This window comes from Sphingomonas sp. GM_Shp_2 (assembly GCF_026540875.1).
Classification (GTDB): domain Bacteria; phylum Pseudomonadota; class Alphaproteobacteria; order Sphingomonadales; family Sphingomonadaceae; genus Sphingomonas; species Sphingomonas carotinifaciens.
Map to the genome: position 1 here is coordinate 1 of NZ_JALNUQ010000003.1, position 25,918 is coordinate 25,918.

Below are 25,918 nucleotides of genomic sequence, written 5' to 3' on the forward strand. Positions count from 1 at the left end.
CGGAGCCGGCGCGCATCGATCAAGCGCCGCTTGCAGGGGCGGGCGTGGTTTCCTAAGGGTCGTGTCAGGAGAGCATAAACGGGGGCCCTTGCGCCATGGATCTGAAGACCAACACGATCGCGGGATGGGTGCTGGGCGCGTGCGGCGCCGCACTGGGATTGGCGATCGCGGGGGGCATGATCTTCCACGGCGAACGCCCCGAAAAGATGGGCTATGCCATCGAAGGCGTCGAGGAAGCCGGTGCCGGCGGTGCGCCGGAGGTGGCGATCGCCTCGCTGCTGCCCACGGCCGATGCGGCCAAGGGCGCGGAAGTGTTCAAGAAATGCGCCGCGTGCCACACGATCAACCAGGGCGGTGCCAATGGCATCGGGCCGAATCTCTACCACACGCTTGGCGAGCCGATCGGGCAGGGCAAGGGCGGCTTTGCCTTTACCGACGCGCTGAAGGCGGTGGGCGGCAACTGGGACTTCGAGAAGATGGACGCCTGGCTGCGTTCGCCGCGCAAGTTCGCGCCGGGCACCAAGATGACCTTTGCCGGCCTTGCCAATGCCGAGGACCGGGCGAATTTGCTGGTCTATCTGAACGCGCAAGGGTCGAACCTGCCCTTGCCGGCCGCGCCGGCTGCTGCGGCGGCGGGCGGCGATGCGGCGCCCGAGGCGGTGCAGAACGTCACCGACGATGTGCGCGGCGAGACGGGCGCGGTGGCGAACACCGGCACCCCCGCCTCCGGCGCACCGTCGGTCGACCCGCAGGCGGCGATCGAGGGCGAGAAGTCGCCGGTCAAGTGATCGGCACATGCCGGCGGCGCGGCTGAACCTGTCGCTGCCGCTGGTGCAGGCGCCCATGGCGGGCGTCTCCACCCCGGCGATGGCGGCGGCGGTGTGCGAGGCCGGCGGACTGGGGTCGGTCGCGCTGGGCGCGAGCGATGCGGCGGGTGCGGCGGCGATGATCGCAGACCTGCGGGCGCGGACGGCGCGGCCCTTTGCGGTCAATCTGTTCGTCCATGCCGCGCCGCACGATGACGCCGATCGCGCGGCGGCGTGGATCGACGCGCTGGCACCGACCTTTGCCGAAGTCGACGCGGTGCCGCCAACCGCGTTGCGCGCCATCTATCCCAGCTTTGCCGAAGATGATGCCATGCTGGCGCTGTTGCTGGCGACGCGGCCGGCGGTGGTGAGCTTTCACTTCGGCCTGCCCGGTGCGGCCCGGATCGCAGCGTTGCGGGCGGCGGGCTGCCTGCTTCTTGCCAGCGTGACGTCGCCGGGCGAGGCGGCGGCGGCGCGGGCGGCCGGGATCGATGTGCTGGTGGCGCAGGGGATCGAGGCGGGCGGGCATCGGGGCGTGTTCGATCCGGCGGCGCGCGACGATGCGCTGGGAACGCTGGCGCTGGTGCGGCTGCTGGCCAGGGGTTCGTTACCGGTGATCGCGGCGGGCGGGATCATGGACGGTGCGGGCGTCGATGCCGCGCTGGCGCTGGGGGCGGTGGCGGCGCAGCTTGGCACCGCGTTCATCGCCTGCCCGGAAAGTGCGGCGGACGATGCGTATCGTGCGGCGCTGATGGGGCCGGGGGCGGCGCATACGGTGATGACGCGGGCGATTTCGGGGCGGCCGGCGCGGTGCTTGCCCAATCGCTTTACGGCGCTGGGCGAGCGGCTGGTGGCGGCGGTGCCGGCGTATCCGGTCGCCTATGATGCGGGCAAGGCGCTGAATGCGGCCGCGAAGGCTGTGGGCGAGACGGGATATGGCGCGCAATGGGCGGGGCAGGGGGCGCCGCTGGCGCGGGCGATGCCGGCGGGGGATCTGGTGCGGGTGATTGCGGGCGAGATGCGGGGAAAAGCCGCGTAAAGCCCTCTCCCCCCTCGGGGAGCAGCAGGTCGGTCATGCCCCCGGCATGACCTGAACAGCGCGGGGCGCTGTTTACCTGATGCTCCCCGAAGGGGAGAGGGGGCGTGTTAGCCTACCGCGTCGGCCTTCTTGGCCTGTTCCTCGTAGAAGTGGCGGACCACGTCCCAGGCTTCCTCGGCGGTTTCCACATAGGTGAAGATGCCGAGATCGCGCTCGGACACCACGCCTTCCTCGACCAGCGCGTCGAAGTTGATGACGCGTTCCCAGAATTCGCGGCCGAACAGCAGCACCGGGATGGGTTGGATCTTGCCGGTCTGGATCAGGGTGAGCAGCTCGAACAACTCGTCAAACGTGCCGAAGCCGCCGGGGAATGCCGCAAGTGCCCGTGCGTGCAGCAGGAAATGCATCTTGCGCAGCGCGAAATAGTGGAATTGCAGGCTGAGCGAGGGCGTGACGTAGGGATTGGGCGCCTGTTCGTGGGGCAGCACGATGTTGAGGCCGATCGAATCGACGCCGACGTCCGCTGCACCGCGGTTCGCCGCCTCCATGATCGAAGGGCCGCCGCCCGAGCAGGCGACGAAGTGGCGCATGCCGTTGGCGTCGCGCGGCAGGCGGCTGGTGATGCGCGAAAGCTCGCGCGCGATGTCGTAATATTTGCTCTTGGCGACAAGGCGCTCGGCGATCCGGCGCGACGCATCGTCGGTGGCGAGGTCGAGCAGCGCCTGCGCCTTGGCAGGCTCCGGAATGCGGGCCGAGCCGTAGAAGACGAAGGTGGAGGCGATCTTGGCCTCCTCCAGCAGCAGTTGCGGCTTCAGCAGTTCGAGCTGGAAGCGGATCGGGCGCAGATCCTCGCGCAGCAGGAAATCCATGTCCTGAAAGGCGAGGCGATAGGCCGGATGTTCGGTTTGCGGGGTCGAGACGCTGGTCTTGGCGGTCTCGGCATCCTGGCTGGCACGCGGGAAGACGCGGTTTGGTACGCGGGTATCGGTCATCGCGGCCAAATACGGGAAAGTGCAGCCGCTTGCTAGGGGGCGGCGCTACCGGCAGAAACGGGCGCGGTCGTCCTCCAGATGGAGGTGATTGCGGTGCGCGGCATTGTAATTGGGGGTCAGCACGGTGCCGAAGCGGCGGCAGGCCGAGGTGCGGATCGCCTGCAGGAAACGCTGCGTCGCCGGATCGGGCGAGGACCAGTCGCGCAGGATGGTGATGCGCCGCCCGTCCTTCAGCACGAAGCCGCCGATATCGACCGCATTGGCGAGCGCGTGGCCCGAGCGCCGGTCGCCCATGCCGCGCGTGCCGACGATGTTGCGACAGGCATAGGTGCCCATCCCCTCGACCCGCGCGAGTTCGGAGCCGAGGACCTGATAGGCGGCGGGGGCGACGGCGTTGCGCACCCAGCCGGCAAAGGCCCGCGCCGCGCCGCAGCGCATCGCGGTGACGCCGGTGACGGGGACGCCGATATCGGTCAGCTGTACCGCGCCGTAGAGGCCGCAGCCGTTTCCGTAATCCTTGGGCGGCAGCTCGCGATAGTCCACGCCCTCGCGGCGGAGATCGGCCTGGCACTGGGCGGTTTCGCGGGTGGAGGGCCGCAGCGGCTCGGCCCTGGCGCGCGGGGTGGTGGGGCGATCGGCGCGGCCGCAGGCGGTGAGGGCAAGGGTGAGGAGGAGGATGGAGGTCAGTCGGCGCACCGCATCGGTTTGCGGACGCATGCTCCACAGGGCAAGCCCTTAGCGGTGAGACGTGTGTGCCGGCCCTTCCTCCTCCACCACAGCCATGCCCGCGATGCGGGATCGCTGCATCGCCGACAATTCACGCATGAGGCGGCAGAGCAGGATCGTCAGCGGCAGATCGATGGGGATGGACAGCACGTACAGCCAGTTGGCGGCCATCATCTCGCCGGCCGTATCGGCCGCCGAGGCGAGCCGCCCGGCGATGTTGCCGAGCATCAGGCTGGTGATCCACAGTCCCCACCACAGGCGCATCCAGTCCGGGACCGGCGCCGAATCCGGGTTTTGCGGATCAACCGTCGCGCCCCAGCTCTGGCGCAGGCCGGCGAACGGCATCCACAAGGCAGCGAAGGGGACGAAGAACCAGCCGACATTCCAACCGGGCCCGATCGTCATCGCATCGCTCCACTGATGCGCGTTGCGATTGACCGCATAGACCCAGCGCAGCACCATCCAGCCGCTGGCGAACAGGCCGAGGATATACGCCACTCCGGCGATTGTCGAAAGATCGGAAGCGTCGCCCAAAAGATCACCCGCGTCGGCATTGCTGTCGATGCCGCTCAGGACACTGATCTCCCAAATCGATTCAAGTGCCATAAGGCAGTCGGTAGCGAACCATATCCAGACCAGAACTATGGCGCGTCGGGCGAGCGGCGTCGGATCGCTTGGCATGTCGATGAATCTCCCGCGATCATCATGGCTCGGTGGCCGGCAATAGTCGAGCCGGTACGTTCGCCGGCCGTCGCATCGGCGATTGACAGCGGAGCGATCGCCGCTAAAGCCGCCCTCGGGCCACGCGGTCCCAACGCCGCGCGTGCTCTCTGTGAGGAGAGTCTATATGACTGATACAACTGCCGCCGACGCCACTCTTGCGCCTGCGAAGCCCGTTACGAAGCCGGCACGCCCCTATTTCTCCAGCGGTCCCTGCGCCAAGCCTCCGGGCTGGGATGCGGCCAAGCTCGCGACGGACAGCCTCGGCCGTTCGCATCGCTCGAAGCTGGGCAAGCAGCGGCTGCAATATTGCATCGACCTGATGCGCGAGCTGCTGAAGCTCCCCGATACCCACCGCATCGGCATCGTACCCGGATCGGACACCGGCGCCTTCGAAATGGCGATGTGGACGATGCTGGGCGCGCGGCCCGTCACCGCGCTCGCCTGGGAAAGCTTCGGCGAAGGCTGGGTGACCGATGCGGTCAAGCAGTTGAAGATCGATCCCACCGTCCTGCGCGCCGATTACGGGCAGTTGCCGGATTTGAGCGCGGTCGACTGGTCCAACGACGTGCTGTTCACCTGGAACGGCACCACCTCGGGCGTGCGCGTGCCGAACGGCGACTGGATCGCCGAGGATCGCGAGGGGCTGTCGTTCGCCGACGCGACCTCGGGCGTGTTCGCCTATGACCTGCCGTGGGACAAGATCGATGTCGCCACCTTCTCGTGGCAGAAGGTGCTGGGCGGCGAGGGTGCGCACGGCGTGCTGATCCTGGGGCCGCGCGCGGTCGAACGGCTGGAAAGCTATACGCCGGCATGGCCGCTGCCCAAGGTGTTCCGCCTCGTGTCCAAGGGCAAGCTGGCCGAGGGCGTGTTCAAGGGCGAGACGATCAACACGCCGTCGATGCTGGCCGTGGAGGATGCGATCTTCGCGCTGGAATGGGCCAAGGGGCTGGGCGGCGCCGAGGCGCTGGTCAAGCGGTCGGACGCGAACGCGGCGGCGCTGAACCGGATCGTCGAGGCGCGCGACTGGCTGGGCCATCTGGCGGAGGACCCGGCGATCCGGTCGACCACCAGCGTCTGCCTGACGGTCGAGGGCGCGGACGACGCGCTGATCAAGAAGATGGCGTCGCTGCTGGAGGCCGAAGGCGCGGCCTATGACGTGGCGGGGTATCGCGATGCGCCGTCGGGCCTGCGCATCTGGTGCGGGGCGACCGTCGAGACCGCGGATATCGAGGCGCTCGGGCCGTGGCTCGACTGGGCCTACGCGACCGCGCGGGGGTGATCCCTTCCAGCCCTCCCCCCACCGGGGAGGGTTGGGTGAGGGGCTGCCAAGCAGCGCTTTCGCCCGTGTCTGCCCCTCACCCTCCCCATGGCGGAGCCATGGGTCCCCTCCCTCTCCCCATGGGGGAGAGGGCGAGATTCCAATTCCTTGCAGGAGCAATGTCATGCCCAAGGTACTTATTTCCGACAAGATGGACCCCAAGGCCGCGCAGATCTTTCGCGAGCGTGGCGTCGAAGTGGACGAGATCACGGGCAAGACGCCCGACGAGCTGAAGGCGATCATCGGCCAGTATGACGGCCTCGCCATCCGCAGCTCGACCAAGGTGACCAAGGACATCCTGGCGCATGCGACCAATCTGAAGGTCGTGGGCCGGGCCGGCATCGGCGTCGACAATGTCGATATTCCCGCCGCCTCGGCACAGGGTGTGGTGGTGATGAACACGCCGTTCGGCAATTCGATCACCACCGCCGAACATGCCATCGCGCTGATGTTCGCACTGGCCCGCCAGTTGCCGGAAGCCGACGCGTCGACCCAGGCCGGCAAGTGGGAGAAGAACCGCTTCATGGGCGTGGAGCTGACCTCCAAGACGCTGGGCCTGATCGGCGCGGGCAATATCGGATCGATCGTCGCGGACCGGGCACTGGGCCTGAAGATGAAGGTCGTCGCCTATGACCCGTTCCTGACGCCCGAGCGCGCGCTGGAAATGGGCGTGGAGAAGGTGACGCTGGACGAACTGCTGGCGCGCGCGGACTTCATCACGCTCCACACGCCGCTGACCGAGCAGACCCGCAACATCCTGTCGGCCGAGAACCTGGCCAAGACGAAGAAGGGCGTGCGCATCATCAACTGCGCGCGCGGCGGCCTGATCGACGAGGCGGCGCTGAAGCAGGGGCTCGATTCGGGCCATATCGGCGGCGCGGCGCTCGACGTATTCGTGACCGAGCCGGCCAAGGAAAGCCCGCTGTTCGGCACGCCCAACTTCATCTCCACCCCGCATCTGGGCGCATCGACCAACGAGGCGCAGGTCAACGTCGCCATCCAGGTCGCCGAGCAGATGGCCGATTATCTGGTGACGGGCGGGATCACCAACGCGCTGAACGTGCCGAGCCTGTCGGCGGAGGAAGCGCCCAAGCTGAAGCCGTACATGGCGCTGGCCGAGAAGCTGGGCTCGCTGGTCGGGCAATTGGCGCATGGCGGCATCGCGCGCATTTCGGTGCATTCGGAAGGTGCGGCGGCCGAGCTGAACCAGAAGCCGATCGTGTCGGCGGTGCTGGCCGGGTTCCTGCGCGTCCATTCGGACACGGTGAACATGGTCAATGCGCCGTTCCTGGCCAAGGACAAGGGCATCGAGGTACGCGAGGTGCGGACCGAGCGCGAGGGCGATTACCACACGCTGGTGCGCGTCAGCGTCAAGACCTCCGACGGCGAGCGTTCGGTGGTCGGCACGCTGTTCGGCAACGAGGCGCCGCGCCTCGTCGAACTGTTCGGCATCAAGGTCGAGGCCGATCTGGACGGGCCGATGCTGTATGTCGTCAATGAGGACGCGCCGGGCTTTATCGGCCGCCTGGGCACCACGCTGGGCGAGGCGGGCGTGAATATCGCGACCTTCCACCTGGGCCGCCGCTCGGCCGGGGGCGAGGCGGTGGTGCTGCTGTCGCTGGACGAGGTGGTGTCGGCCGAATTGCTGGCGACGGTGAAGGCGTTGCCGGGGGTGAAGACGGCGATGGGGTTGAAGTTTTGAGGTGAGGGGTTGCAAGTTCCCTCTCCCCTGCGGGGAGGGTTTGGGTGAGGGGTTGCCAGCAGTGCTGCTCTGCTGGTCTGCCCCTCACCCTTCCCACTGCCTGACGGCAGCGGGCCCCTTCCCTCTCCCCGGCGGGGAGAGGGCGTGTTAGTCTCCCGTCTGGGAGGCCTCATGAAAACCGATCCGGTGTTGCGGGACCGTGCTCGTGCGATGCGGCGGCAGATGACCGAGGCGGAAGCGCGGCTCTGGCGGATCATCCGCAATCGACAGATCGGTGGGATCAAGGTTTCGCGGCAGGTACCCATCGGCCCCTACATCGCCGATTTCGCCGCATGGATGCCGCGATTGGTCATCGAACTTGACGGCGATACGCACACGGACCAAGCCCGCGACGCGCGCCGGACGGTGCAGATCGAACAGCAGGGCTATCGTGTGATCCGCTTCTCCAATCAAGATGTCACGACCAATCTGGAGGGCGTGGCGAGCGTCATCCTTGGTGATGGAGCGGCGGCATGACCGCCCTCCTGCCCGAAGGATTCCACGACCGCCTGCCGCCTTTTGCCGATGCCGCGGCGGCCGTGGAGGCGCGGGTGCTGGAGGCGGCGCGGCTGCATGGCTATGAGCGGGCCGATCCGCCGCTGATCGAGTTTGCGCAGGCGTTGGCGTCCCGGTTGAAGGCGGGGGGGCTGCACGATGCGGTGCGCTTCGTCGATCCGGTGTCGCAGCGGACGCTGGCGCTCAGGCCCGACCTGACCGCGCAGGTGGCGCGGATCGCGGCAACGCGAATGGGGCACCACCCGCGGCCGGTGCGGCTGTCCTATGCGGGCACGGTGGTGAAGCTGCGCGCGTCGCAACTGGCGCCTGCGCGCGAGTGGCGGCAGATCGGGGCGGAGCTGATCGGGCTCGATTCGGTGGCGGCGGCGACCGAAATCGTGCGCGTCGCGGTGGAAGCGCTGAGCGCGGCCGGGGCGACGGGCATCTCGATCGACTTTACGCTGCCCGATCTGGTCGACACGCTGGCGGCGGGGCCGTTGCCGGTGGCAGCGGAGCAGGTCGGCCCCTTGCGCGAGCGGCTGGACGCCAAGGATGCGGGCGGGGTGGCGGCGATCGCGCCGGACTATCTGCCGCTGGTCGAGGCGGCGGGGCCGTTCGCGTCGGCGATCGAGCGGTTGCGCCGCCTCGACGTGCACGGCGTGCTGGCCAGCCGGCTGGATGGGCTGGAGGCGATTGCAGCCGCGCTGGGCGACGGCGTCGCGATGACGTTGGACCCGACCGAGCGGCATGGCTTCGAATATCAAAGCTGGCTGGGCTTCTCGCTGTTCGTGGCGGGACCGCCGCGCGAGGTCGGGCGGGGCGGCACCTACACCCTGATCCACGAGGATGGCCGCGAGGAGAAGGCGACGGGCTTCTCGCTATATGCCGATGCGATCGTGGCAACCGCGCCCAGGGCCGAGCGGCGGCGCCTGTTCCTGCCGGTGGGGACGCCGCATGCCGATGGCGCGGCGCTGCGCGGGCAGGGATGGGTGACGGTGCAGGCGCTGGAGGCGGACGATACGCCGCAAGCGCAGCTTTGCACGCATGTCTGGACCGGCGGGGTGCCGCAGCGGCTGTAGCGGCACGCTTGCCCCTCTCATGCGTTCGCAACCCCGAAAAACCGGGAGACGCAGATGGGCAGGATGGTGGACGGCGCGTGGCAGCCGGGCAAGGTGACCGAGGACTCCAAGGACGGCGCCTTCAAGCGGCAGGATTCGGGGTTTCGCGAATGGGTGACCGCCGATGGCGGCCCAGGCCCCGATGGCCAGCCGGGGCGCCCCGCCGCGGCCGGGCGCTACCATCTTTATGTCAGCTATGCCTGTCCTTGGGCGCACCGGACGCTGATCGTCCGGGCGCTGAAGGGGCTGGAGGCGATGATCGACGTGTCGGTGGTCGATCCGGTGATGCTGGACCATGGCTGGACGTTCGAGACGGGCCGCGGCGGCACCGGCGATCCGCTGCACGGCGCGGACTATCTGTGGCAGCTCTATGCGCGCGCCAGACCCGGTTACAGCGGCAAGGTGACGGTGCCGGTGCTATGGGACCGGGAGACCGGGACCATCGTCAGCAACGAATCGGCGGAGATCATCCGCATGCTGAACACGGCATTCGACGGGCTGGGCGCGACGCCGGGCGACTTCTACCCCGAACCGCTGCGGGCCGAGATCGATCGCGTCAATGCCGAGGTCTACGACCGGGTGAACAACGGGGTGTACAAGGCGGGGTTCGCGACGTCGCAGGATGCGTATGAGGCGGCGGTGCATCCCCTGTTCGAGACGCTGGACGCGCTGGAGGCGCGGATGGCGGACGGTGCGTGGCTGGTCGGGAAGGCGATGACCGAGGCCGATATCCGGCTGTTCACCACGCTGGTGCGCTTCGATGCGGTCTATCACGGGCATTTCAAGTGCAACCTGCGCCGCATCCGGGACTATCCGGCGCTGGAGGCGCTGCTGGAGCGGATGCTGGACGTGCCCGGGATTGCGGGCACGGTGCATCTGGATCACATCAAGACGCATTATTATGCCAGCCACCGCGACTTGAACCCCAGCGGCATCGTGCCGGCAGGGCCGGTCCTGCCCTGGGCGGACCGGGTTGCCGGTTGACCTGTTCGCGCGGGCTCGCTAACCGCCGCCCCCGTCCACTGATGAACCGCCTGCGTGCCGAGTCCTGTCGAAGGGCGCGCGGGTCCGATGCGGCAGGTGGGAACATGCATCCATGGCAAATGTAGCAGTCATCGGCGCGCAATGGGGCGACGAAGGCAAGGGCAAGATCGTCGACTGGCTGGCCGAGCGCGCCGACATGGTCGTGCGCTTTCAGGGCGGGCATAATGCCGGCCACACGCTGGTCGTCGGCGACAAGGTGTACAAGCTGTCGCTGCTCCCGTCGGGCATCGTGCGCGGCACGCCGTCGTTCATCGGCAACGGCGTGGTGCTGGACCCCTGGGCGCTGAAGGCCGAGATTGCGCGGCTGGGCGAACAGGGCGTGGTCGCCACGCCCGAGACGCTGCGCATCGCGGATAGCTGCACGCTGATCCTGCCCTTCCACCGCGACTTGGACGGCCTGCGCGAGGATGCGAGCGGGGCGGGCAAGATCGGCACCACGCGGCGCGGTATCGGCCCGGCCTATGAGGACAAGGTCGGTCGCCGTGCGATCCGGGTGTGCGATCTGGCCCATCTGGACGATCTGGGGCCGCAGCTCGACCGGCTGTGCGCGCATCACGACGCCCTGCGCGCGGGCTTTGGCGAGCCGCCGATCGACCGCGAGCGCCTGCTGTCCGACCTGCGCGAGATAGCGGGTTTCGTGCTGCCCTTCGCCAAGCCGGTCTGGCGCGACCTGAACGAGGCGCGCGAGGGCGGCAAGCGCATCCTGTTCGAAGGTGCGCAGGGCGTCTTGCTCGATGTCGATCACGGCACCTATCCGTTCGTCACCTCGTCCAACACGATCGCGGGCACCGCGGCGGGCGGATCGGGCCTGGGGCCGAGCGCGGTCGGCTTCGTGCTGGGGATCGCCAAGGCCTATACGACGCGCGTCGGATCGGGGCCGTTCCCGACCGAGCTGGAGAACGAGACTGGCGAGCGGCTAGGCGTGCGCGGGCATGAGTTCGGCACGGTGACGGGGCGCAAGCGGCGTTGCGGCTGGTTCGACTCGGTGCTGGTGCGCCAGTCGGCCGCGGTGAGCGGGATCACTGGCATCGCGTTGACCAAGCTGGACGTGCTGGACGGGTTCGATGAGGTGAAGATCTGCACCGGCTACCGGCTGGGCGATCGGACGCTTGATTATTTCCCGACACATGCGGCCGAGCAGGCTAAGGTCGAGCCGATCTACGAAACCATGGAAGGCTGGCAGCAGTCGACCGCGGGTGCGCGAAGCTGGGCCGACCTGCCGGCGCAGGCGATCAAATATATCCGCCGGGTCGAGGAATTGATCCGCTGCCCGGTTGCGCTGGTGTCGACCAGCCCGGAGCGTGAGGACACGATTTTGGTCCGCGATCCGTTCGTCGACTGAGGAATCGGGCGCTTCCTGCGTGTTGGTACGGGGGAAGCGTCAGTTCTTTGCGGGCGCGTCCGACATGCTCGTCGGGGTACCGTTGGAGGGCTCGGTTGTGCCATCGGGCGATGGTGGGATGCTTGATCGGGGAGCGGGCGCGGTAGTGGCCGGCGAGTCCGATTGGCGCTCGTCGCGCGAAGACGGGCGATTATCGCCGCCACGAATCGAAGGCTGTTCTTCGCCCGGTGCGGTGGCCTCACCCGGTTTAGATTCGACCGGAGCGCCACTGATTTATGCCGTTGTGGCGGCGGGCAGACTGATTGCGACCAGGGTTGCGACCGCGATGCGATGCATGGCCGTCATCCTTCCCAAAGGCGAAACCCCCGCGCCAGTGGCGCGGGGGTGTCCCGTATGACGTGACTTACGGCGTGCCGCCGGTGCCCGGCGTGGTCGGGACCGTACCGCCAACGCTGCCGCCCGGTGTGCCCATCGTGCCGGTGGTGCCCATCGAACCCGTGGTTCCGGTCGTTCCGGTACCGCCCATGGTGTCACCGGTCGTGCCGGTGGTGCCGGTGCCCGTGTCGTCGATCGTGGTCGGCGTGCCCGGCGTCGAGGTGGTACCGGTCGTGGTGGCCGAGCCGCGGTTGCGATCGCGCGTGGTCTTGCCGCGCTCGCGGGTTTGGGTCGTGCCGGTACCCCGATCCTGGGTAGGCGACATGGTGGTGCCCGGCGTGCCCATCTGGCCGCTCATCGTGCCGGTCTGGCCGCCCATGGTGCCGGTCTGGCCACCCATCGAGCCGCCCGTGGTGGACGTCTGCGCCATCGCCATGGCCGGGACAATCAGCGCGCCAGCCGCGATCATATGCTTGATACGCATGGCTTTCTCTCCTGCTTTGTTGTGTTTGCTCTCAACGAAGCGGGATAGGGTGTGTTCCGGACTTTATCCGCACTGACCCCGATGAAGTAACGCTTGGTCGGCAAGGACAAGCGCGACCATCGCCTCCACCACGGGCACGCCGCGAATGCCGACACAGGGGTCGTGACGGCCCTTCGTCGCGATCTCGGCTGCGGCTCCGTCGCGATCGATCGTCTCGACGGGGGTCAGGATCGAGCTGGTCGGCTTGAACGCGCAGCGCAGGCGGATCGGCTGGCCGGTCGCAATGCCGCCGGCGATGCCACCGGCATGGTTGGCGAGGAAATGCGGACCCTGTGCACCGGGGCGCATGGGGTCGGCATTCTGCTCGCCGGTCAGCGCCGCCGCGGCGAAACCGTCACCGATCTCGATACCCTTGACCGCATTGATGCTCATGCAGGCAGCGGCCAGTTCGGAATCGAGCTTGGCATAGAGCGGCGCGCCCCAACCGGCGGGAACACCCGTCGCCTCGCAGGCGACCACCGCGCCGACCGAGGACCCGGCCTTGCGGGCGGTATCGACGATTGTTTCCCAGCGCTGCGACGCGGCGACATCGGGACAGAAAAACGGGTTGGCGTCGATCTGCGCATCATCGAACGCCGCATAGTCGATGGCGTCGCCGCCGATCGCCTCCACCCAGGCGCGGATGCGGACCTGGGGGATCACCGCCCGAGCCACGGCGCCGGCCGCGACGCGCGCCGCGGTTTCGCGCGCCGACGAGCGCCCGCCACCGCGATAGTCGCGAAAGCCGTATTTGGCGTCATAGGCATAATCGGCGTGGCCGGGACGATAGGCGTTGGCGACGTCGGAATAATCCTTCGACCGCTGGTCGACATTCTCGATCATCAGGCTGATCGGGGTGCCCGTGGTCCGCCCCTCGAACACACCGGACAGGATGCGGACCTGATCGGGTTCGCGCCGCTGCGTGGTGAAGCGCGAGGTGCCGGGGCGGCGCTTGTCGAGCCAGGGCTGGATGTCCGCCTCGGCCAAGGGGATGCCCGGCGGGCACCCGTCGACCACGGCACCCAGTGCGGGCCCGTGGCTCTCGCCCCAGGTGGTGAAACGGAACAGGCGACCGAAGGTGTTGAAGCTCATGCAGCGTGCGACTTTGTCCGGGTGAGATCGCCGCGCCCGGCGATCAGGCCGGCGATCGAGATATCTTCGTCAAGCGCATCCCAATGCAGTCCGGTAGGGCTGATCGCAACCTGCGCACGTTCCTGCGCGGAACCGCGGAGCAGGCGTGGGAACCAGGCAAGGGGTATGCCGAGCGTGCGGCCATCCTCCAGCTTCACCCACATCTGGTCGTCATCAAAGGCAACGTCCAGTGCTCTAGGCGAAATGGTCATGCCATGCGTCCTCGATAGCGTCGCGCCGATCCTCGACGCAGGTCATGATCCAACGCTGCGTTCTGGCGTCGAAGCCGTGATTATAGGCGAACTCGACCACGGGATGAAGCCACAGCTTCGCGTCCGCGCCGTCCTTGGCCACATGGATGTGCACCGGCTCGCGCGGATCGCCCTCGTTCGAATAGAAGAAGAAGCGAAAGCCATGGTCCCGAAACACGACAGGCATCGGTCTTCACCGAAGCGCCATCACGCACCCTCGCCCAGATGCGCGAAGGCCGGCGCATGGACCGCGTCGCCGCGGACGCCGCACGGCATGGCACCGCCTTGAAGGGGGCGCGCCATCAGATGCTCGCCGGCATAGGGCGAGGCGAAGCCCTGGGCCCAATCCGCCGCAAAACCGAACCGGCCGTAATAAGCCGGGTCGCCCAGCACGAAGCACAGATGCACGCCAGCCTGGCGCAGATGGTCCAGCCCGGCCTCGACCAGCGTTTCGCCGACACCCTGGCGGCGATAGGCCGGGGCGACCGCGACGGGGGCCAGCGCGACCGCGGCGATCGCCTTGCCCGCGACATCCACCTGCATGCGGCTGAACACCACGGTGCCGGCGAGTTCGCCGCTATCCTTGTCGTCCGCGATCAGCGTCAGCACCATGTCGCCCGACAGGCAGAGGCGCTGGACCAGCAACGCCTCGTCCGGGGCGGGAAAAACCGTGCGGAGCAGCGCGTCCAGCGCGGCGATATCGCCGCCGGTCGCGGGACGGATGGCGATGCTCATCGGATCAGGAAAGGGCGATATCCGGCGCGTCCTCGGCCTTCATGCCGATGACGTTGTAGCCGGCATCGACATGGTGCGTCTCGCCGGTGACGCCGCTAGCAAGATCGGACAGGAGGTAGAGGCCCGCCCCGCCGACATCCTCGATCGTGACGTTGCGGCGCAGGGGCGAGTTCAGCTCGTTCCACTTCATGATGTAGCGGAAGTCGCCGATGCCGCTGGCCGCCAGCGTCTTGATCGGGCCGGCGGAGATGGCATTGACGCGAATCTTCTCGGGGCCGAGGTCCATGGCGAGATACTTGACGCTGGCCTCAAGCGCCGCCTTGGCGACGCCCATGACGTTGTAGTGCGGCACGACCTTTTCCGCGCCGTAATAGCTGAGCGTCAGCATGCTGCCGCCCTCCGGCATCATCGCGCGGGCGCGCTTGGCGACGGCGACAAAGCTGTAGGCGGAAATGTTCATGGTCATCAGGAAATTGTCGAGGCTGGTGTCGACATATTTGCCGCGCAGCTCGTTCTTGTCCGAATAGCCGATCGCGTGAACGACGAAATCGATCGTCGGCCATGTCTCGGCCAGCGTGGCGAAGGCGGCGTCGAGCCGGGCCATGTCGGACACGTCGCAATCGATCAACAGGTCGGAGCCGAGCTGTTCTGCGAGCGGCTTGACCCGCTTCAGCAGGGCATCGCCCTGATAGGCGAAGGCGAGTTCGGCGCCGGCCTCGCGCAGCTTCTGCGCGATGCCCCAGGCCAGCGACTTGTCGTTGGCGAGGCCCATGATCAGCCCCCGCTTGCCCGCCATCAATCCATTCACGCCGTTACCGCTCCTGCCGGTGTCCCTTGGTCCGGCTGCCCCTCTAGCGCCGGTTCGGGCGGTTCCGCCAGTGCCGCGTTCAAATGCGCGCCAAAGACCAGCCCCAAACCGATCAGATAGAAGAACAACAGCATCACCACAACGCCGGCTAGGCTGCCATAGGTTAGATCGTAACCGCCGAGTTGCGCTAGGACGAGGGGGAGGGCGGCGGTCATGGTGACCCACCAGATGGCGGTGAAGAGGGCGCCGGGCCATTTGAGGCAGGCGCTTTCGCGGTATTTGGAGGGGGTGACGGAGTAGAAGAGCATGTAAAGCGCGCCGAACATCACCGCGCCGGGGATGAAGCGCGACAAGCCGACCCAGCCCGCGACATTTTCCGCCAGCGGAACAAGGCGGTAGATGAACTGCTCGGCCGCGGTCAGGATACCGCCGACCAGAAAGGACAGCAGCGCCAGCACCACCGAGCAGACGATCACGAAGGACGAGGACAGCCGCGATTTCCAGAACGGCGCGGTGGAGCGCACGCCGTATGCGCGGTGGAAAATGTCGCGAATGGTCTCGATAAAGCTGCCAACCGTCCACAAGCCGACCAGACCGCCCAGCCAGAGCAGCGAGCCGGTGCGCGCGGCCAGCACGTCGGCGATCGGCTTGCGCAGGATGTTGGACACATCGGGCGGCAGGACGTGCAGGAAGGAAGTGACGGCGCGCTGCGTTTCGTCGCTCTGGCCGACCAGCGAGGCGATGGCGGCGGCGACGATGAAGAACGGGAACACCGTCATTAGCGCCAGATAGGCAAGGTTGCCGGCATGGATGAAGCCGTCGGTATAGACGCCGAGCAGAGCGCGCTTCGCGACCTCGAACACCTGCGAGCCGGGCCTGACCCTGGCCAGTTGCTTGTTGAGCTTGCCGCGCGCGCCGTGGTGGCGCGCGCGATCTTCCGGGGTCAGGCCGCTGGTCGCATTCATCAGGGCGTCAGACGCCCATATCGGCCCTCGGGTTCCCCGTTTCGGCGCCGTTCCAATCACGAACGAAGGCGGCAAGCGCCGCGTCGTCGGCCGGAATGGCGATCATCAGCGTGATGAGCTGGTCGCCGCGGGTGCCGTCCTTCTTGTGGAAACCCTTGCCCTTCAAGCGGAATGTGCGGCCGGAACTGGTGCCGGCCGGGACCTTGAGCATCACCGGGCGCTCGACGGTGGGCACCTTGACCTGTCCGCCGAGCACCGCCTCCGTCAGCGTGATCGGCAGATCGAGGCGAACGTCGTCGCCATCGCGGGTGAAGAAGCGGTGAGGCTGCACGTCGATGGTGACGATCGCATCGCCCGCGCCGCCCGGGCCGTTCTCGCCCTTACCGGTGAGGCGCATCTGCGTGCCGCTTTCGGTACCGGCGGGCAGCTTCAGGTCGATGGTCTTGCCGTCGGCCAGCGTGACGCGCTGGGGAGCAAGCGTCGCTGCGTCGATGAACGGTACCGCCAGGCGGTAGGCGGTATTGGCCCCCTTGGGCGCGGCACCGCGCCGGCCGAAGCCGCTGGAAAAGCCCCCACCAGCACCGGGACGGGTGCCACCGCCGAACAGCCCCTCGAAGATCCCGGACATGTCCGCGTCACCACCGCCGAAATCGAACTGGTGGCTGGAGAAACCACCCGGCCCGCCGCCCCCGCCGCCCGGTCCACCGCGCGCGCCGCCATAGCCGAACGGGCTGGCGGGATTGCCGTCGCCGTCAATCTCGCCGCGATCGAAGCGGGCGCGCTTGTCCTTGTCGGACAGCAGGTCATAGGCGGAGGTCGCCTGGCTGAACCGCTCCGCCGCCTTGGGATTGTCCTTGTTGCGGTCGGGATGCAGCTCCTTGGCGAGCTTGCGATAGGCTTTCTTGATGTCGGCTTCGCTGGCGGTGCGCGCGACGCCGAGGGTCTGATACGGATCGGCCACTCTGGTCCCCAAAACGGTGTATTACCCGCCTATGTGGGGCAGCGCGGCGCGGAGCGCAACGCGGCGCTGATGCGTTGTGCGTGGCAGCGAAGGAGAGAATCATGACCGAACGGAACCAGGCGACCGGCGGCGATGGCCTGAAGGGCGCGCCCGATGGCACCAACATCACGCACGGCAAACAGGGCGGCAGCGAAAGCGACGGCGGCGCCTATCCCAATCCGCATACGGGAAAGAAGGGCGATAACAGCGGCTTCATGGGCCATGGTGGCCAGACGGAGATCGATTACCACGGCACCGGACAAGGCGGGACCGACGATGACCCGGATGTCGGCAACGAGAATGCGGTAACGAAGTGAACCGGCGGCCCCTCCCCCTTTCAGGAGGGGCCGTTATTCGTCGAGCGGTGCGACGTCGACGCTGACGTCCATCTTCTGCGCGCCCGATCCCAGCACGACGCCGTCGACCGGTGCGATCTCCGCATAGTCACGGCCGATCGCCATGACGATGTGATCGCTGGCCATCCAGATGCCGTTGGTGGGGTCGAGCCCCACCCAGCCGCGCACCGGCCCGCACCACAGTAGCACCCAGGCATGGGTAGCATCGGCGCCGACCAGCCGGGGCTGTCCGGGCGGGGGCAGGGTGCGGATATAGCCCGAGGCATAGGCGGCGGGCAGGCCGGCGGCGCGCAGGCCGGTGATCATGATCTGCGCGAAATCCTGGCACACCCCGCGGCGGTGGCGGAACGCCTCGTGCGGGGGCGTGTCGACCAGCGTGGCGGTGGCGTCGAAGGCGAATTCGTCCTGGATACGGCGGGCCAGCGCAATGCCGGCTTCGAGCGCGTTGCGGTCGGGGGAGAGGTCGGGCGCGCACCAGGCGGCGATGTCGCGGTCGAGCGGGATGAGGCCAGAGGGGAAGATGTAGTTGGCGGGGCCGGCAGGCGACAGGTCGCCGCTGCCGCGCGCCATCCGGGCGATGTCGGCGAGCGTGGGATCGGATGCGTCGGGAACGGGGACGAGGCGGTCGACGAGGACGCGGGCGCGGCTCTCGATGGTGAGCGTCTGCACCGCGCGGTCGACGACGAGGCGGGTGACATGGGCAAGACCGGCCTCGGCCAGCGCTGGCGCGGTGCGGCCGGTGGGCTCGACGGTCAGCGCATAATCCTCGATCCGCTGGCCGGGCCAGTCGATCGGGCGCAGGCGCAGGTTGCAGCGCGCGAACTTGACCTGCGCGCCATAATCGAAGCGGGTGACGTGGCGGATATCGTAGCGCATCAGGCGAGCGTCAGTCCGCCAGCGCGCAGCGGTTCGGCGCCTTGCAGGAAATAGCGGCGGGCGATCGCCTCCGACAACGCGGTCAGCCGGTGTTCGACCTCGCCCATCAGGTCGGCGTCGAGCGTGGCGGCATCGGCGGTGTCGACGAGGGCGCGCAACTTGGTCGCCTGCGCCTGCTGGGGTTCGGCCATTTCGTCATCCGACAGGACGGGAAGTTCCGCCAGAAGTGCGGCGATACGCTGCGCCTGGAAGGCGAGCGCGCGCGGATTGTTGGGATCGAGTGCGACAAGATCGATCACGGCGACGCGGGCAAGCCCGGTGGGATAGCGCTGGCGATAGCTGATCTGGCTGTCGGCGAGATCGAGCAGGGTCGACAGATCGTCGGCGGACGCGCCGGCCATGCCGAACAGCCGACAGGCGCGGGCAAGTGCCATGGCGCGTTCGACGCGGCGGCCGAGATCGTGGAAGCGCCATGCGGTGGTGCGCACCATATGTTCGGCTGACAACCCGGCGATCGCGGCATAGCGGCGCTGAAGCGAGCCGGCACGGTCGAGCAGGCCGCGATGCGAGGGAAACGGCGCCTCCAGCAGGCGCACCATGTCCGCCGACAGCCGGTCGCGCGACCCTGCGCCGATTGCGCGGGCCAGCCGGTTGATCGCGGCGACCGAATGATGGCGCTCGTCCTCCATCGCGGTGCGGGCGAACTGGGTCAGGTCGGCACGGCGCAGGCTGGGCGGGGAGGGCGCCGCGCCGGCACCGGTGATCAGGCCTGCCAGGCGGCCGACGGTGCGGTCGGCCAGCGCGGCGCCGCCATCGGCATCAATCGAGTTGCCGAGCATGACGCGGATCGCCGCCAGCAGGGCCTCGCCGCGTTCCAGATAGCGGCCGAGCCAGTAGAAATTGTCGGCCACGCGGCTGGGCAGCGTACCGGGATTGCGCCGGACATGCAGCGAATCGGGGGCGGCGAGCAGCGATACCGGCGCGACCGGATCGTCACCATGCACGCAGACATCGGCCGACCAGATGCCCTCCCCGATGACGGAGGCGGTGGCATCCGCCTGCTCGCCGATCCGGCCGAAGCCGCCGGGCAGGACGATCCAGCGGCCATCGGCATCGCGGGCGGCGAACACCCGCAGCGTGAAGGGGCGGGGAACCAGCCGATCGTCCACCACCACGGGCATGGTGGAAAGCTGTACCATCTCCTGCCCGACATAATCCTGCGGGCGGCGGGCCATGTCCTCGCGCAGCGCCTGCTGCTCGGCGGTGGACAGGCCGGCGCCGGGGCGGGGGCCGGCGGGCAGGCCGAGCGGCCGGGCGGCGAAGGCGGGGGCGACCAGCAACCGGTCCAGATTCGCCAGCACATGGTCGCGTTCCGCGTCGGCCCCGCACCACCAGGTGGCGATGGTGGGCAGGCGCAGCTGCTCGCCCAGAAGGTGTTGGGCAAGGCCGGGGAGGAAGGCGGATACCGCCGGGCTTTCCAGCATGCCCGCGCCCGGTGCATTGGCCAGGATGACCTCGCCCGCGGCATAGGCGTCGATCAGGCCGGGCACCCCGATCTGCGAATGGGTGTCGAAGGCGAGCGGATCGAGCAGCCGCGGGTCGAGCCGGCGCCACAGCGCATCGATCCGCTTCAGCCCGCCAACGGTGCGGACATAGACCTTGCCCTCCAGTGCGGCGAGGTCGGCGCCTTCGACCAGCAACAGGCCGAGATAGCGGGCGAGGTGCGCCTGTTCGGGGTAGGAGGGATTGTAGCGGCCGGGGGTGAGGATGCCGATGCGCGGATCGGTGCGGCGGCACTGGGCGGCGAGGCCGGCGCGGAAGGCGGCAAAGAAGGGGGCATGGCGCTGTACGTTCAGCCGGGCCTGGAGCCCGCCCAGCGTGCGGCTGACCGCCAGCCGGTTTTCCAGGGCATAGCCCGCGCCTGCGGGGCCGCGCAGGTGATCGGCCAGCACGCGCCATTCGCCGCTGGGCCCGCGGGCGAGATCGAACGCGACGAAGCTGAGATGATGGCCGCCGGGCGGGGGCAGGCCGACCATCGGGCGCAGGAAATGCGGACTGCCGGTGACGAGCGCGGCGGGGATATGGCCGTCGGCCACCAGCCGGCCGGGGCCGTAGAGATCCGCGGTGATCGCCTCCATCAGGGTGGCGCGCTGCACCGCGCCGGCGGCGATCGTCGCCCATTCGGCGGCGGGGATCAGCAGCGGGACGGGCGAAACGGGCCAGGGGCGTTCGTCCGATTCGCCGGGGATGCGAAAGCCGGTGCCCATGTCGGCGGCGTGGCGCTGCACCCGTTCGCGCGCATGGCCGAGCCCGTCGGGAGCGACGGCGGCGAGTTCCTCCAGCGTGGCGTGCCAGGCGGCGCGGTCGCCGGCGCACAGCACGTCATGCGCGGGAGCCCCGGCACAATAATCGGCGATCCATCGGCCGGCATGCGCGCAAGCGTCGATCTGCGTCGCCATCGCTGTTCCCATGGTCTTGCCGTACGCCTGCCGTAAGCCTTGCTGCGGTGGACCGTTCCACTGTTTCCGGATCGCGCGCAACCGGGAATCGGGGGCAGGTTCAAAGATCGGGCAGCGCCTGGTCGGCGATGCCCCAGCCGGCAAGGGCCGCGCTGCCGGCGCGGTCGAGCAGTTCGGCGGCGTCGGCGATGGTCCAGCGGGCGGCGGTGTGGATGTTGCGGAGTTCGGTCCAGGAGACCGGGGCGGCGACCGGGGCATGGGCGCGGGCGCGGGCCGAATAGGGCAGGATCGCGGTCGCCCCCCGCTGGTTGCGCAGCCAGTCGATGAAGATGCGGCCCTTTCGCTTCGCCTTGGTGGCGACGGCGACGAAGCGGTCGGGTTCGGCCTGGGCAAGGGCGCGGGCGAAGCGGTCGGCGAAATCCTTCACCGCGGGCCACTCGGCCCGGGGCGTGAGCGGCACGACGACATGGATGCCCTTGCCGCCGGACAGCAGCGGGAAGCTGGTCAGGCCGAGTTCGGCCAACTGGTTCTTCAGATGCTCGGCGGCCCCTCTGGTGTCGGCGAAGTCGAGGCCCTCGTCGGGGTCGAGATCGAAGATCATCCGGTCGGGCTGTTCGAGCGTGGCGACCGACGACCCCCAGCCGTGAAACTCGATCGAGCCCATCTGCACGCAGGCGGCCAGCCCGTCGGCATCGGTGACGTAGAGATAGGGTTCGACCGAGCCGTCCTTTTCCGTGACGTCGACATGATGGACCTGTTCGCCGAAGCTGCCGGCGTCGTGTTTCTGGAAGAAGCAGGCGCGAGCGCGCCCCTGTGGGCAGCGCACCAGGCTAACCGGGCGGTTGGCGGTCCAGGGGAGCATGACCGGGGCGATCGCCCGGCAATAGGCGGCAAGGTCGCCCTTGGTCAGCGTGCTGTCGGGAAAGATCACCCGTTCGGGATGGGTGATGGTGACGGCGTCGGGCCGGGGCGTGCCGGGCAGGGGGGCGGGCTCCTCGATGACGACATCGCTGGCAGGCTTGTCGCCGCGCAGGCCGAGGAAGCTGGGATGGCGGAGCAGGCCGTCGGGCGTCATTTCGGTAAAGGCGATTTCCGCGACCAGCTCGGGCTTTACCCAGCGGGCGCCGCGGGTCATCGCGCGGGGGGCCTTGACCGGTGCGGCATCGACGGGGCGGGCATCCAGCGCCTCGCGCAATTCGGTCATCGCATCCTGCGTGAAGCCGGTGCCGACCTTGCCGGCGTAGCGGAGTTCGCCCTCCCGGTGGACGCCGAGCAGCAGCGACTTGAAGCCGCGACGCTTGTCGGAGGGAAGCCAGCCCAGCACGACGAACTCCTGGCGGTGCAGGCATTTGATCTTCAGCCAGTCGTTGCTGCGCCCGTTCGGATAGGGGCTGTCGGCGCGCTTGGAGACGACGCCCTCCATCCCCTCGCCGCACAACGAGGCGAAAAGCTGTTCGCCGGCGCCGACGATATGTTCGGCATAGAGCAGGCGGTCGTCGTGCGCGATCAGCGGTTGCAGCCGGGCCTTGCGCTGGACGAGGGGGAGGGCGGTCAGGTCCTCGCCATCCTGTGCGAGCAGGTCGAAGGCAAAGAGCGTCATCGCGCCGCCGCTGCCGATCGCGTCCTTGAGCGTCGAGAAATCGGGGCGGCCATCCTTGAACGCGACGATCTCGCCATCGATCAGCGCGGCGGTGACGGGAAGCGCCGATGCGGCCTCCGCAATGCCGGGGAACTTGTCCGTCCAGTCGAGGCCGTTGCGGGTGAAGACCCGGGCCGTGCCGCCGGCAACCGCGACGAGCGCGCGGTAGCCGTCATATTTCATCTCATGCACCCAGGCATTGCCGGGGGGCACGTGGTCGACGAGCGTGCACAAGGCGGGCGGGCGGAAATCGGGCAGGGCGGCCCCCTTGCCGCTGGCGCGTTTGGGTGCCTTCCTCTTGGCGGCGGTCTTGCGCGCGGGCGGCTTGTTCTCGGCAATCTCGACCATGGTGCGGCCGGTGGTGACGCTGGTCAGCGCGTCCTCGGTCAGCGTGTCGGTGCCGCCGGCAAAATCGTCGGCGATCTTGCGGAGCAGCCAGTTCTCGCGCTTTTCGCGGGCCTTGGGCTTCAGGCGGATGAGCAGCCATTCGCCCTTCATCCGCTCGCCATCGAGCACGAAATGGAGGTGGCCCTTGTCGAGGTCGGCAGCGGACTTGCCCTGCACCGGCGCCCAGGTGCCGCGGTCCCACAGCATGACGGTGCCACCGCCATATTCGCCGGCCGGGATCGTGCCCTCGAAGCCGGCATAGGAGAGCGGGTGGTCCTCGGTGCGGACCGCAAGCCGCTTCTCGTCGGGGTCGAGGCTGGGGCCGCGGGTGACCGCCCAGCTTTTCAGCACGCCGTCCACCTCCAGCCGGAAATCCCAGTGGAGGCGGGTGGCGTCATGCTTCTGGACGATGAAGCGCGCCTGTCCGGAGCCCTTGCCGGGCGCGAGGGTGCCGGCGGGTTCGGCGGTCCGGGTGAAGTCGCGCTTGGCGTTGTAGCGCGCGAGGGGGTCGGTCATCGGGCGGTTCCGGCTGGCTCCCTCGCCCCCACGGGGAGAGGGCGAAAGCTATGCACGTTTCCTCGCCGCGGATTTCTTCGCGGGCGCCTTCTTGGCCGCAGGCTTGGTGCCCCCCGATTTCTCCATCGACTTCTTGAGCGCGGCCATCAGGTCGACGACGTTGGCGCCGGAGGGGCCCTTGTCGTCATCCTCCTCGATGATCCGGGCGCCCTTTTTCGACTTGCGCTTGCGTTCGATCAGGCCTTTCAGCGCATCGACATAGCGGTCGTGGAATTCCTGCGGATCGAAAGCGGCGCTTTTCTTGTCGATCAGCGCCTGGGCGAGGTCGAGCAGTTCGGGGTCGGGCTTGGCATCCGGGATCTCGCGGAAATAGCTTTGCGCCTTGTTCACCTCGTCGGCGTAGCGCAGCGTTTCCAGCACCATGCCGCGTCCGCACGGCTTCAGGCTGACGACATATTCGCGGCCGCGCAGCGCCAATTGGCCCAGCCCGACCTTTTTCGATCGGCGCAGCGCCTCGCGCAGGACGATGAACGCTTCTTCCGCCAGATCGTCGGCGGGGACGACGAAATAGGGTTTCTCGTAATACAGCACGTCGATCTCGTGCGCGTCGACGAACTGGGTGAGTTCGAGCGTCTTTTTCGATTCGAGCTTTACCGCGTCGATCTCGTCCTGCTCCAGCAGCACGAACTCGCCCTTGGAAATCTCGTAACCCTTCATGATCTCGTCGGTGTCCACCGGGCCCATGCCGGTCACCACCTTTTCATAATGGATCGGCTTGCCGCTGGGTTCGTGAATCTGCTTGAAGCTGACGGTCGCGCCGCTTTTGGTGGCCGAATAGATCTCGACCGGGATCGACACCAGCGCGAGGCGGATCTGGCCTTGCCAATAGGCGCGTGCGGGCATCGTCGTCCTTTCCGTTGCGGCGGCGATTCAATTCGCGAGCGATTTAATCCGTGAACAGGCGGACTCGTTCCGGCACGGGCATGGCGTTGGTTTTCGACGGCGAAAGGCGTATGGAGCGGCGATGGCCGATAGCCCTTTCGAACTGTTCGACGCCTGGTACGCAGAAGCCAGGGCGAGCGAACCCAACGACCCCAATGCGATGGCCTTGGCCACCGTCGATGCCGCCGGGCAACCCTCTGTGCGCATGGTGCTGCTGAAGGGGCATGATGCGCGCGGCTTCGTGTTCTACACCAACCGGGAAAGCCGCAAGGCACAGGACCTGGGCGCGGATGCGAAGGCGGGGCTGCTGTTCCACTGGAAATCGCTGCGCCGCCAGATCCGGATCGAGGGGCCGGTGACGCGCGTCACCGATGCCGAATCGGATGCCTATTTCGCCAGTCGCGGGCGCGACTCGCAGCTTGGCGCCTGGGCGTCGGACCAGTCGCGGCCACTGGATTCGCGCGAAACGTTCGAGGCGCGGTTCGAGGCGATGAAGGCGCGGTTCGAGGGGCAGGACGTGCCGCGGCCGCCGCATTGGGGCGGATACCGCGTCGCGCCGACCCGGATCGAGTTCTGGCAGGACCGGGCCCACCGGCTGCACGAGCGGCGGCTGTTCGTTGCGGAAGGCGCGGGGTGGCGCGAGGGGCTGTTGTTCCCATGACCTGGGAAGAACGCCGGCGCATGATCCCGCTTGCCACGCGCGCGGCACTGGCCAGCGTCGCGATGGCCCTGTTCCTGCTGGGGCTGAAGGGCTTTGCGGCGTGGCACACGCGCTCGGTCGCGATGCTGGGCAGCCTGGCGGATACCGCGCTCGACCTGCTCGCCAGCCTCGTCACGCTGTACGGCGTGCGGCTGGCGGCGACGCCGGCCGATCATGACCACCGGTTCGGGCACGGCAAGGCGGAGGCGCTGGCCGCCTTGTTCCAGGTCGCGCTGATCACCGCATCCGCGGCCGGCATCGCGTGGCGCGCGATCATGGCGCTGGGCGAGACCCAGCCCACCCAGGCGGCCGAATTTGGCATCGGCGTGTCGCTGGTCGCGATCGGCGCGACCGCGCTGCTGCTCTGGTATCAGCGTCGCGTGATCCGGCAGACCGGATCGGTCGCGATCATGGCGGACAATGTCCATTACCAGTCGGACGTGCTGCTGAACGCGTCCGTGATCGTCGCGATCGCGCTGGATCAATATGCCGGCTGGCACGGGGCGGACCCGATCTTCGGCATCGCGATCGCGCTGTGGCTGGCATATGGCGCGTTCCAGGCGTCGTCCAACGCGATCGACCAGTTGATGGACAAGGAATGGCCGGACCAGCAGCGCGCGGCCTTTCTGGACGTGGCGGCGCGCCAGCCGGGGCTGAAGGGCATTCACGACTTCCGCACCCGCCGCTCGGGCAGCCATGACTTCGCGCAGTTCCACATGGAGGTGGACGCGACGCTGACCGTCGCGGCCGCGCACGATATCGTCGAGGATGTCGAGGTGGCGCTGCGCCGTGCCTTTCCCAAGGTGGAGGTGCTGATCCATCTCGACCCCGAAGGGCATGTCGATACCGACAATCCGCTGGTCGAGGCGGATGTGACGCCGCACTGGTTCGGCAAGCGGCTGTAAGGACTG

General features: G+C 68.2%; 26 protein-coding genes. 11 read left to right on the forward strand and 15 right to left on the reverse strand.

Annotation, left to right across the window (positions count from 1 at the left end; genetic code table 11):
- Nucleotides 1-95: 95 nt before the first annotated feature.
- Together OXR08_RS01520 and OXR08_RS01525 are read left to right on the forward strand one after the other, a co-directional pair.
- The gene (locus OXR08_RS01520) at nt 96-788 is read left to right on the forward strand and encodes a cytochrome c family protein (RefSeq protein WP_149682222.1); all 693 of its coding nucleotides are present in this window, start codon (nt 96-98) and stop codon (nt 786-788) included.
- Nucleotides 789-795: 7 nt separating this feature from the next.
- Nucleotides 796-1,845, forward strand: a complete 1,050-nt coding sequence (locus tag OXR08_RS01525; protein ID WP_267347306.1) for a nitronate monooxygenase — start codon at nt 796-798, stop codon at nt 1,843-1,845.
- A gap of 107 nt (nt 1,846-1,952) precedes the next feature.
- Here the strand turns inward: OXR08_RS01525 and OXR08_RS01530 are convergent, their stop codons facing one another.
- Genes OXR08_RS01530 through OXR08_RS01540 form a run of 3 tightly spaced genes read right to left on the reverse strand, consistent with a single transcriptional unit; the run spans nt 1,953 to nt 4,169 of the window.
- Entirely contained in the window at nt 1,953-2,837 is an 885-nt protein-coding gene (locus OXR08_RS01530; RefSeq protein ID WP_149682220.1) for an LOG family protein, read from the reverse strand.
- A 45-nt stretch (nt 2,838-2,882) separates the two neighbouring features.
- Nucleotides 2,883-3,533 (reverse strand): extensin family protein, encoded by a 651-nt coding sequence (locus OXR08_RS01535; protein ID WP_267347307.1) that lies wholly within the window; start codon nt 3,531-3,533, stop codon nt 2,883-2,885.
- Nucleotides 3,534-3,572: 39 nt separating this feature from the next.
- Nucleotides 3,573-4,169: a DUF4328 domain-containing protein gene (locus tag OXR08_RS01540; RefSeq protein ID WP_267347308.1), complete on the reverse strand. Its 597-nt coding sequence runs from the start codon at nt 4,167-4,169 to the stop codon at nt 3,573-3,575.
- Nucleotides 4,170-4,410: 241 nt separating this feature from the next.
- Here OXR08_RS01540 and OXR08_RS01545 point away from each other — a divergent pair, with 241 nt between their 5' ends.
- The 6 genes from OXR08_RS01545 (at nt 4,411) to OXR08_RS01570 (ending at nt 11,344) form a co-directional block, all read left to right on the forward strand.
- Nucleotides 4,411-5,565, forward strand: a complete 1,155-nt coding sequence (locus OXR08_RS01545) for a phosphoserine transaminase (protein WP_267347309.1) — start codon at nt 4,411-4,413, stop codon at nt 5,563-5,565.
- Nucleotides 5,566-5,728: 163 nt separating this feature from the next.
- Nucleotides 5,729-7,306 (forward strand): phosphoglycerate dehydrogenase, encoded by a 1,578-nt coding sequence (gene serA, locus OXR08_RS01550; protein WP_267347310.1) that lies wholly within the window; start codon nt 5,729-5,731, stop codon nt 7,304-7,306.
- A 171-nt stretch (nt 7,307-7,477) separates the two neighbouring features.
- Nucleotides 7,478-7,822, forward strand: a complete 345-nt coding sequence (locus OXR08_RS01555) for a DUF559 domain-containing protein (protein WP_267347311.1) — start codon at nt 7,478-7,480, stop codon at nt 7,820-7,822.
- Nucleotides 7,819-8,919 (forward strand): ATP phosphoribosyltransferase regulatory subunit, encoded by a 1,101-nt coding sequence (locus tag OXR08_RS01560; RefSeq protein WP_267347312.1) that lies wholly within the window; start codon nt 7,819-7,821, stop codon nt 8,917-8,919. Before OXR08_RS01555 ends, OXR08_RS01560 begins: the two co-directional genes overlap by 4 nt.
- A 54-nt stretch (nt 8,920-8,973) precedes the next feature.
- A complete protein-coding gene (locus OXR08_RS01565) occupies nt 8,974-9,942 on the forward strand; it encodes a glutathione S-transferase family protein (RefSeq protein ID WP_267347313.1) in 969 nt (322 codons plus the stop codon).
- 112 nt (nt 9,943-10,054) lie between these two features.
- A complete protein-coding gene (locus OXR08_RS01570; protein WP_267347314.1) occupies nt 10,055-11,344 on the forward strand; it encodes an adenylosuccinate synthase in 1,290 nt (429 codons plus the stop codon).
- Nucleotides 11,345-11,747: 403 nt separating this feature from the next.
- On the opposite strand, the gene OXR08_RS01575 is transcribed toward OXR08_RS01570, so the two are convergent.
- The 8 genes from OXR08_RS01575 to OXR08_RS01610 form a co-directional block, all read right to left on the reverse strand.
- On the reverse strand, nt 11,748-12,203 hold the full coding sequence (locus OXR08_RS01575) for a hypothetical protein (protein ID WP_267347315.1): 456 nt from the start codon (nt 12,201-12,203) through the stop codon (nt 11,748-11,750).
- A gap of 63 nt (nt 12,204-12,266) precedes the next feature.
- The gene (aroC, locus tag OXR08_RS01580) at nt 12,267-13,334 is read right to left on the reverse strand and encodes a chorismate synthase (protein ID WP_267347316.1); all 1,068 of its coding nucleotides are present in this window, start codon (nt 13,332-13,334) and stop codon (nt 12,267-12,269) included.
- Nucleotides 13,331-13,585: a DUF2442 domain-containing protein gene (locus tag OXR08_RS01585; protein ID WP_149682210.1), complete on the reverse strand. Its 255-nt coding sequence runs from the start codon at nt 13,583-13,585 to the stop codon at nt 13,331-13,333. Before OXR08_RS01585 ends, aroC begins: the two co-directional genes overlap by 4 nt.
- Nucleotides 13,569-13,811, reverse strand: coding sequence for a DUF4160 domain-containing protein (locus OXR08_RS01590; RefSeq protein ID WP_149682209.1), 243 nt, complete (start codon nt 13,809-13,811; stop codon nt 13,569-13,571). Before OXR08_RS01590 ends, OXR08_RS01585 begins: the two co-directional genes overlap by 17 nt.
- Before the next feature lie 20 nt (nt 13,812-13,831).
- Nucleotides 13,832-14,359, reverse strand: a complete 528-nt coding sequence (locus OXR08_RS01595) for an N-acetyltransferase (RefSeq protein WP_267347317.1) — start codon at nt 14,357-14,359, stop codon at nt 13,832-13,834.
- 4 nt (nt 14,360-14,363) lie between these two features.
- Nucleotides 14,364-15,167, reverse strand: coding sequence for an enoyl-ACP reductase FabI (gene fabI / locus OXR08_RS01600; RefSeq protein WP_112382001.1), 804 nt, complete (start codon nt 15,165-15,167; stop codon nt 14,364-14,366).
- Nucleotides 15,164-16,132: a YihY/virulence factor BrkB family protein gene (locus tag OXR08_RS01605; RefSeq protein ID WP_267347318.1), complete on the reverse strand. Its 969-nt coding sequence runs from the start codon at nt 16,130-16,132 to the stop codon at nt 15,164-15,166. The genes fabI and OXR08_RS01605 overlap by 4 nt, the downstream gene beginning before the upstream one ends.
- A gap of 7 nt (nt 16,133-16,139) precedes the next feature.
- Nucleotides 16,140-17,093 (reverse strand): J domain-containing protein, encoded by a 954-nt coding sequence (locus OXR08_RS01610; protein ID WP_267347319.1) that lies wholly within the window; start codon nt 17,091-17,093, stop codon nt 16,140-16,142.
- A 101-nt stretch (nt 17,094-17,194) separates the two neighbouring features.
- Here OXR08_RS01610 and OXR08_RS01615 point away from each other — a divergent pair, with 101 nt between their 5' ends.
- Complete coding sequence (locus tag OXR08_RS01615; RefSeq protein WP_112382004.1) at nt 17,195-17,449, forward strand: hypothetical protein; 255 nt, start codon at nt 17,195-17,197, stop codon at nt 17,447-17,449.
- A 33-nt stretch (nt 17,450-17,482) separates the two neighbouring features.
- On the opposite strand, the gene OXR08_RS01620 is transcribed toward OXR08_RS01615, so the two are convergent.
- The 4 genes from OXR08_RS01620 to OXR08_RS01635 all read right to left on the reverse strand — a co-directional run bounded on the left by OXR08_RS01620 (nt 17,483) and on the right by OXR08_RS01635 (nt 24,268).
- Nucleotides 17,483-18,364: a transglutaminase family protein gene (locus tag OXR08_RS01620; RefSeq protein WP_267347320.1), complete on the reverse strand. Its 882-nt coding sequence runs from the start codon at nt 18,362-18,364 to the stop codon at nt 17,483-17,485.
- Nucleotides 18,364-20,835, reverse strand: coding sequence for a circularly permuted type 2 ATP-grasp protein (locus OXR08_RS01625; protein ID WP_267347321.1), 2,472 nt, complete (start codon nt 20,833-20,835; stop codon nt 18,364-18,366). Before OXR08_RS01625 ends, OXR08_RS01620 begins: the two co-directional genes overlap by 1 nt.
- Before the next feature lie 88 nt (nt 20,836-20,923).
- Nucleotides 20,924-23,365: a DNA ligase D gene (ligD, locus tag OXR08_RS01630; protein ID WP_267347322.1), complete on the reverse strand. Its 2,442-nt coding sequence runs from the start codon at nt 23,363-23,365 to the stop codon at nt 20,924-20,926.
- A gap of 48 nt (nt 23,366-23,413) precedes the next feature.
- A complete protein-coding gene (locus tag OXR08_RS01635) occupies nt 23,414-24,268 on the reverse strand; it encodes a Ku protein (protein WP_112382008.1) in 855 nt (284 codons plus the stop codon).
- A 121-nt stretch (nt 24,269-24,389) separates the two neighbouring features.
- On the opposite strand from OXR08_RS01635, the gene pdxH reads away from it, so the two are divergent.
- Nucleotides 24,390-24,968 (forward strand): pyridoxamine 5'-phosphate oxidase, encoded by a 579-nt coding sequence (pdxH, locus tag OXR08_RS01640; RefSeq protein ID WP_267347323.1) that lies wholly within the window; start codon nt 24,390-24,392, stop codon nt 24,966-24,968.
- Nucleotides 24,965-25,912 carry a cation diffusion facilitator family transporter gene (locus OXR08_RS01645; RefSeq protein ID WP_112382010.1) on the forward strand — a complete coding sequence of 316 codons (948 nt, stop codon included), beginning with the start codon at nt 24,965-24,967 and terminating at the stop codon, nt 25,910-25,912. Before pdxH ends, OXR08_RS01645 begins: the two co-directional genes overlap by 4 nt.
- Nucleotides 25,913-25,918: the final 6 nt, after the last annotated feature.

What these genes read in the sequence shown, in the direction of transcription:
- OXR08_RS01520 (WP_149682222.1), top strand. Translation starts at nt 96, where the DNA reads ATGGATCTGAAGACCAACACGATCGCGGGATGGGTGCTGGGCGCGTGC.
- OXR08_RS01525 (WP_267347306.1), top strand. Translation starts at nt 796, where the DNA reads ATGCCGGCGGCGCGGCTGAACCTGTCGCTGCCGCTGGTGCAGGCGCCC.
- OXR08_RS01530 (WP_149682220.1), bottom strand. Translation starts at nt 2,837, where the DNA reads ATGACCGATACCCGCGTACCAAACCGCGTCTTCCCGCGTGCCAGCCAG.
- OXR08_RS01540 (WP_267347308.1), bottom strand. Translation starts at nt 4,169, where the DNA reads ATGGCACTTGAATCGATTTGGGAGATCAGTGTCCTGAGCGGCATCGAC.
- OXR08_RS01545 (WP_267347309.1), top strand. Translation starts at nt 4,411, where the DNA reads ATGACTGATACAACTGCCGCCGACGCCACTCTTGCGCCTGCGAAGCCC.
- serA (WP_267347310.1), top strand. Translation starts at nt 5,729, where the DNA reads ATGCCCAAGGTACTTATTTCCGACAAGATGGACCCCAAGGCCGCGCAG.
- OXR08_RS01555 (WP_267347311.1), top strand. Translation starts at nt 7,478, where the DNA reads ATGAAAACCGATCCGGTGTTGCGGGACCGTGCTCGTGCGATGCGGCGG.
- OXR08_RS01560 (WP_267347312.1), top strand. Translation starts at nt 7,819, where the DNA reads ATGACCGCCCTCCTGCCCGAAGGATTCCACGACCGCCTGCCGCCTTTT.
- OXR08_RS01565 (WP_267347313.1), top strand. Translation starts at nt 8,974, where the DNA reads ATGGGCAGGATGGTGGACGGCGCGTGGCAGCCGGGCAAGGTGACCGAG.
- OXR08_RS01570 (WP_267347314.1), top strand. Translation starts at nt 10,055, where the DNA reads ATGGCAAATGTAGCAGTCATCGGCGCGCAATGGGGCGACGAAGGCAAG.
- OXR08_RS01575 (WP_267347315.1), bottom strand. Translation starts at nt 12,203, where the DNA reads ATGCGTATCAAGCATATGATCGCGGCTGGCGCGCTGATTGTCCCGGCC.
- aroC (WP_267347316.1), bottom strand. Translation starts at nt 13,334, where the DNA reads ATGAGCTTCAACACCTTCGGTCGCCTGTTCCGTTTCACCACCTGGGGC.
- OXR08_RS01585 (WP_149682210.1), bottom strand. Translation starts at nt 13,585, where the DNA reads ATGACCATTTCGCCTAGAGCACTGGACGTTGCCTTTGATGACGACCAG.
- OXR08_RS01590 (WP_149682209.1), bottom strand. Translation starts at nt 13,811, where the DNA reads ATGCCTGTCGTGTTTCGGGACCATGGCTTTCGCTTCTTCTTCTATTCG.
- OXR08_RS01595 (WP_267347317.1), bottom strand. Translation starts at nt 14,359, where the DNA reads ATGAGCATCGCCATCCGTCCCGCGACCGGCGGCGATATCGCCGCGCTG.
- OXR08_RS01605 (WP_267347318.1), bottom strand. Translation starts at nt 16,132, where the DNA reads ATGAATGCGACCAGCGGCCTGACCCCGGAAGATCGCGCGCGCCACCAC.
- OXR08_RS01615 (WP_112382004.1), top strand. Translation starts at nt 17,195, where the DNA reads ATGACCGAACGGAACCAGGCGACCGGCGGCGATGGCCTGAAGGGCGCG.
- OXR08_RS01620 (WP_267347320.1), bottom strand. Translation starts at nt 18,364, where the DNA reads ATGCGCTACGATATCCGCCACGTCACCCGCTTCGATTATGGCGCGCAG.
- OXR08_RS01625 (WP_267347321.1), bottom strand. Translation starts at nt 20,835, where the DNA reads ATGGGAACAGCGATGGCGACGCAGATCGACGCTTGCGCGCATGCCGGC.
- ligD (WP_267347322.1), bottom strand. Translation starts at nt 23,365, where the DNA reads ATGACCGACCCCCTCGCGCGCTACAACGCCAAGCGCGACTTCACCCGG.
- OXR08_RS01635 (WP_112382008.1), bottom strand. Translation starts at nt 24,268, where the DNA reads ATGCCCGCACGCGCCTATTGGCAAGGCCAGATCCGCCTCGCGCTGGTG.
- pdxH (WP_267347323.1), top strand. Translation starts at nt 24,390, where the DNA reads ATGGCCGATAGCCCTTTCGAACTGTTCGACGCCTGGTACGCAGAAGCC.
- OXR08_RS01645 (WP_112382010.1), top strand. Translation starts at nt 24,965, where the DNA reads ATGACCTGGGAAGAACGCCGGCGCATGATCCCGCTTGCCACGCGCGCG.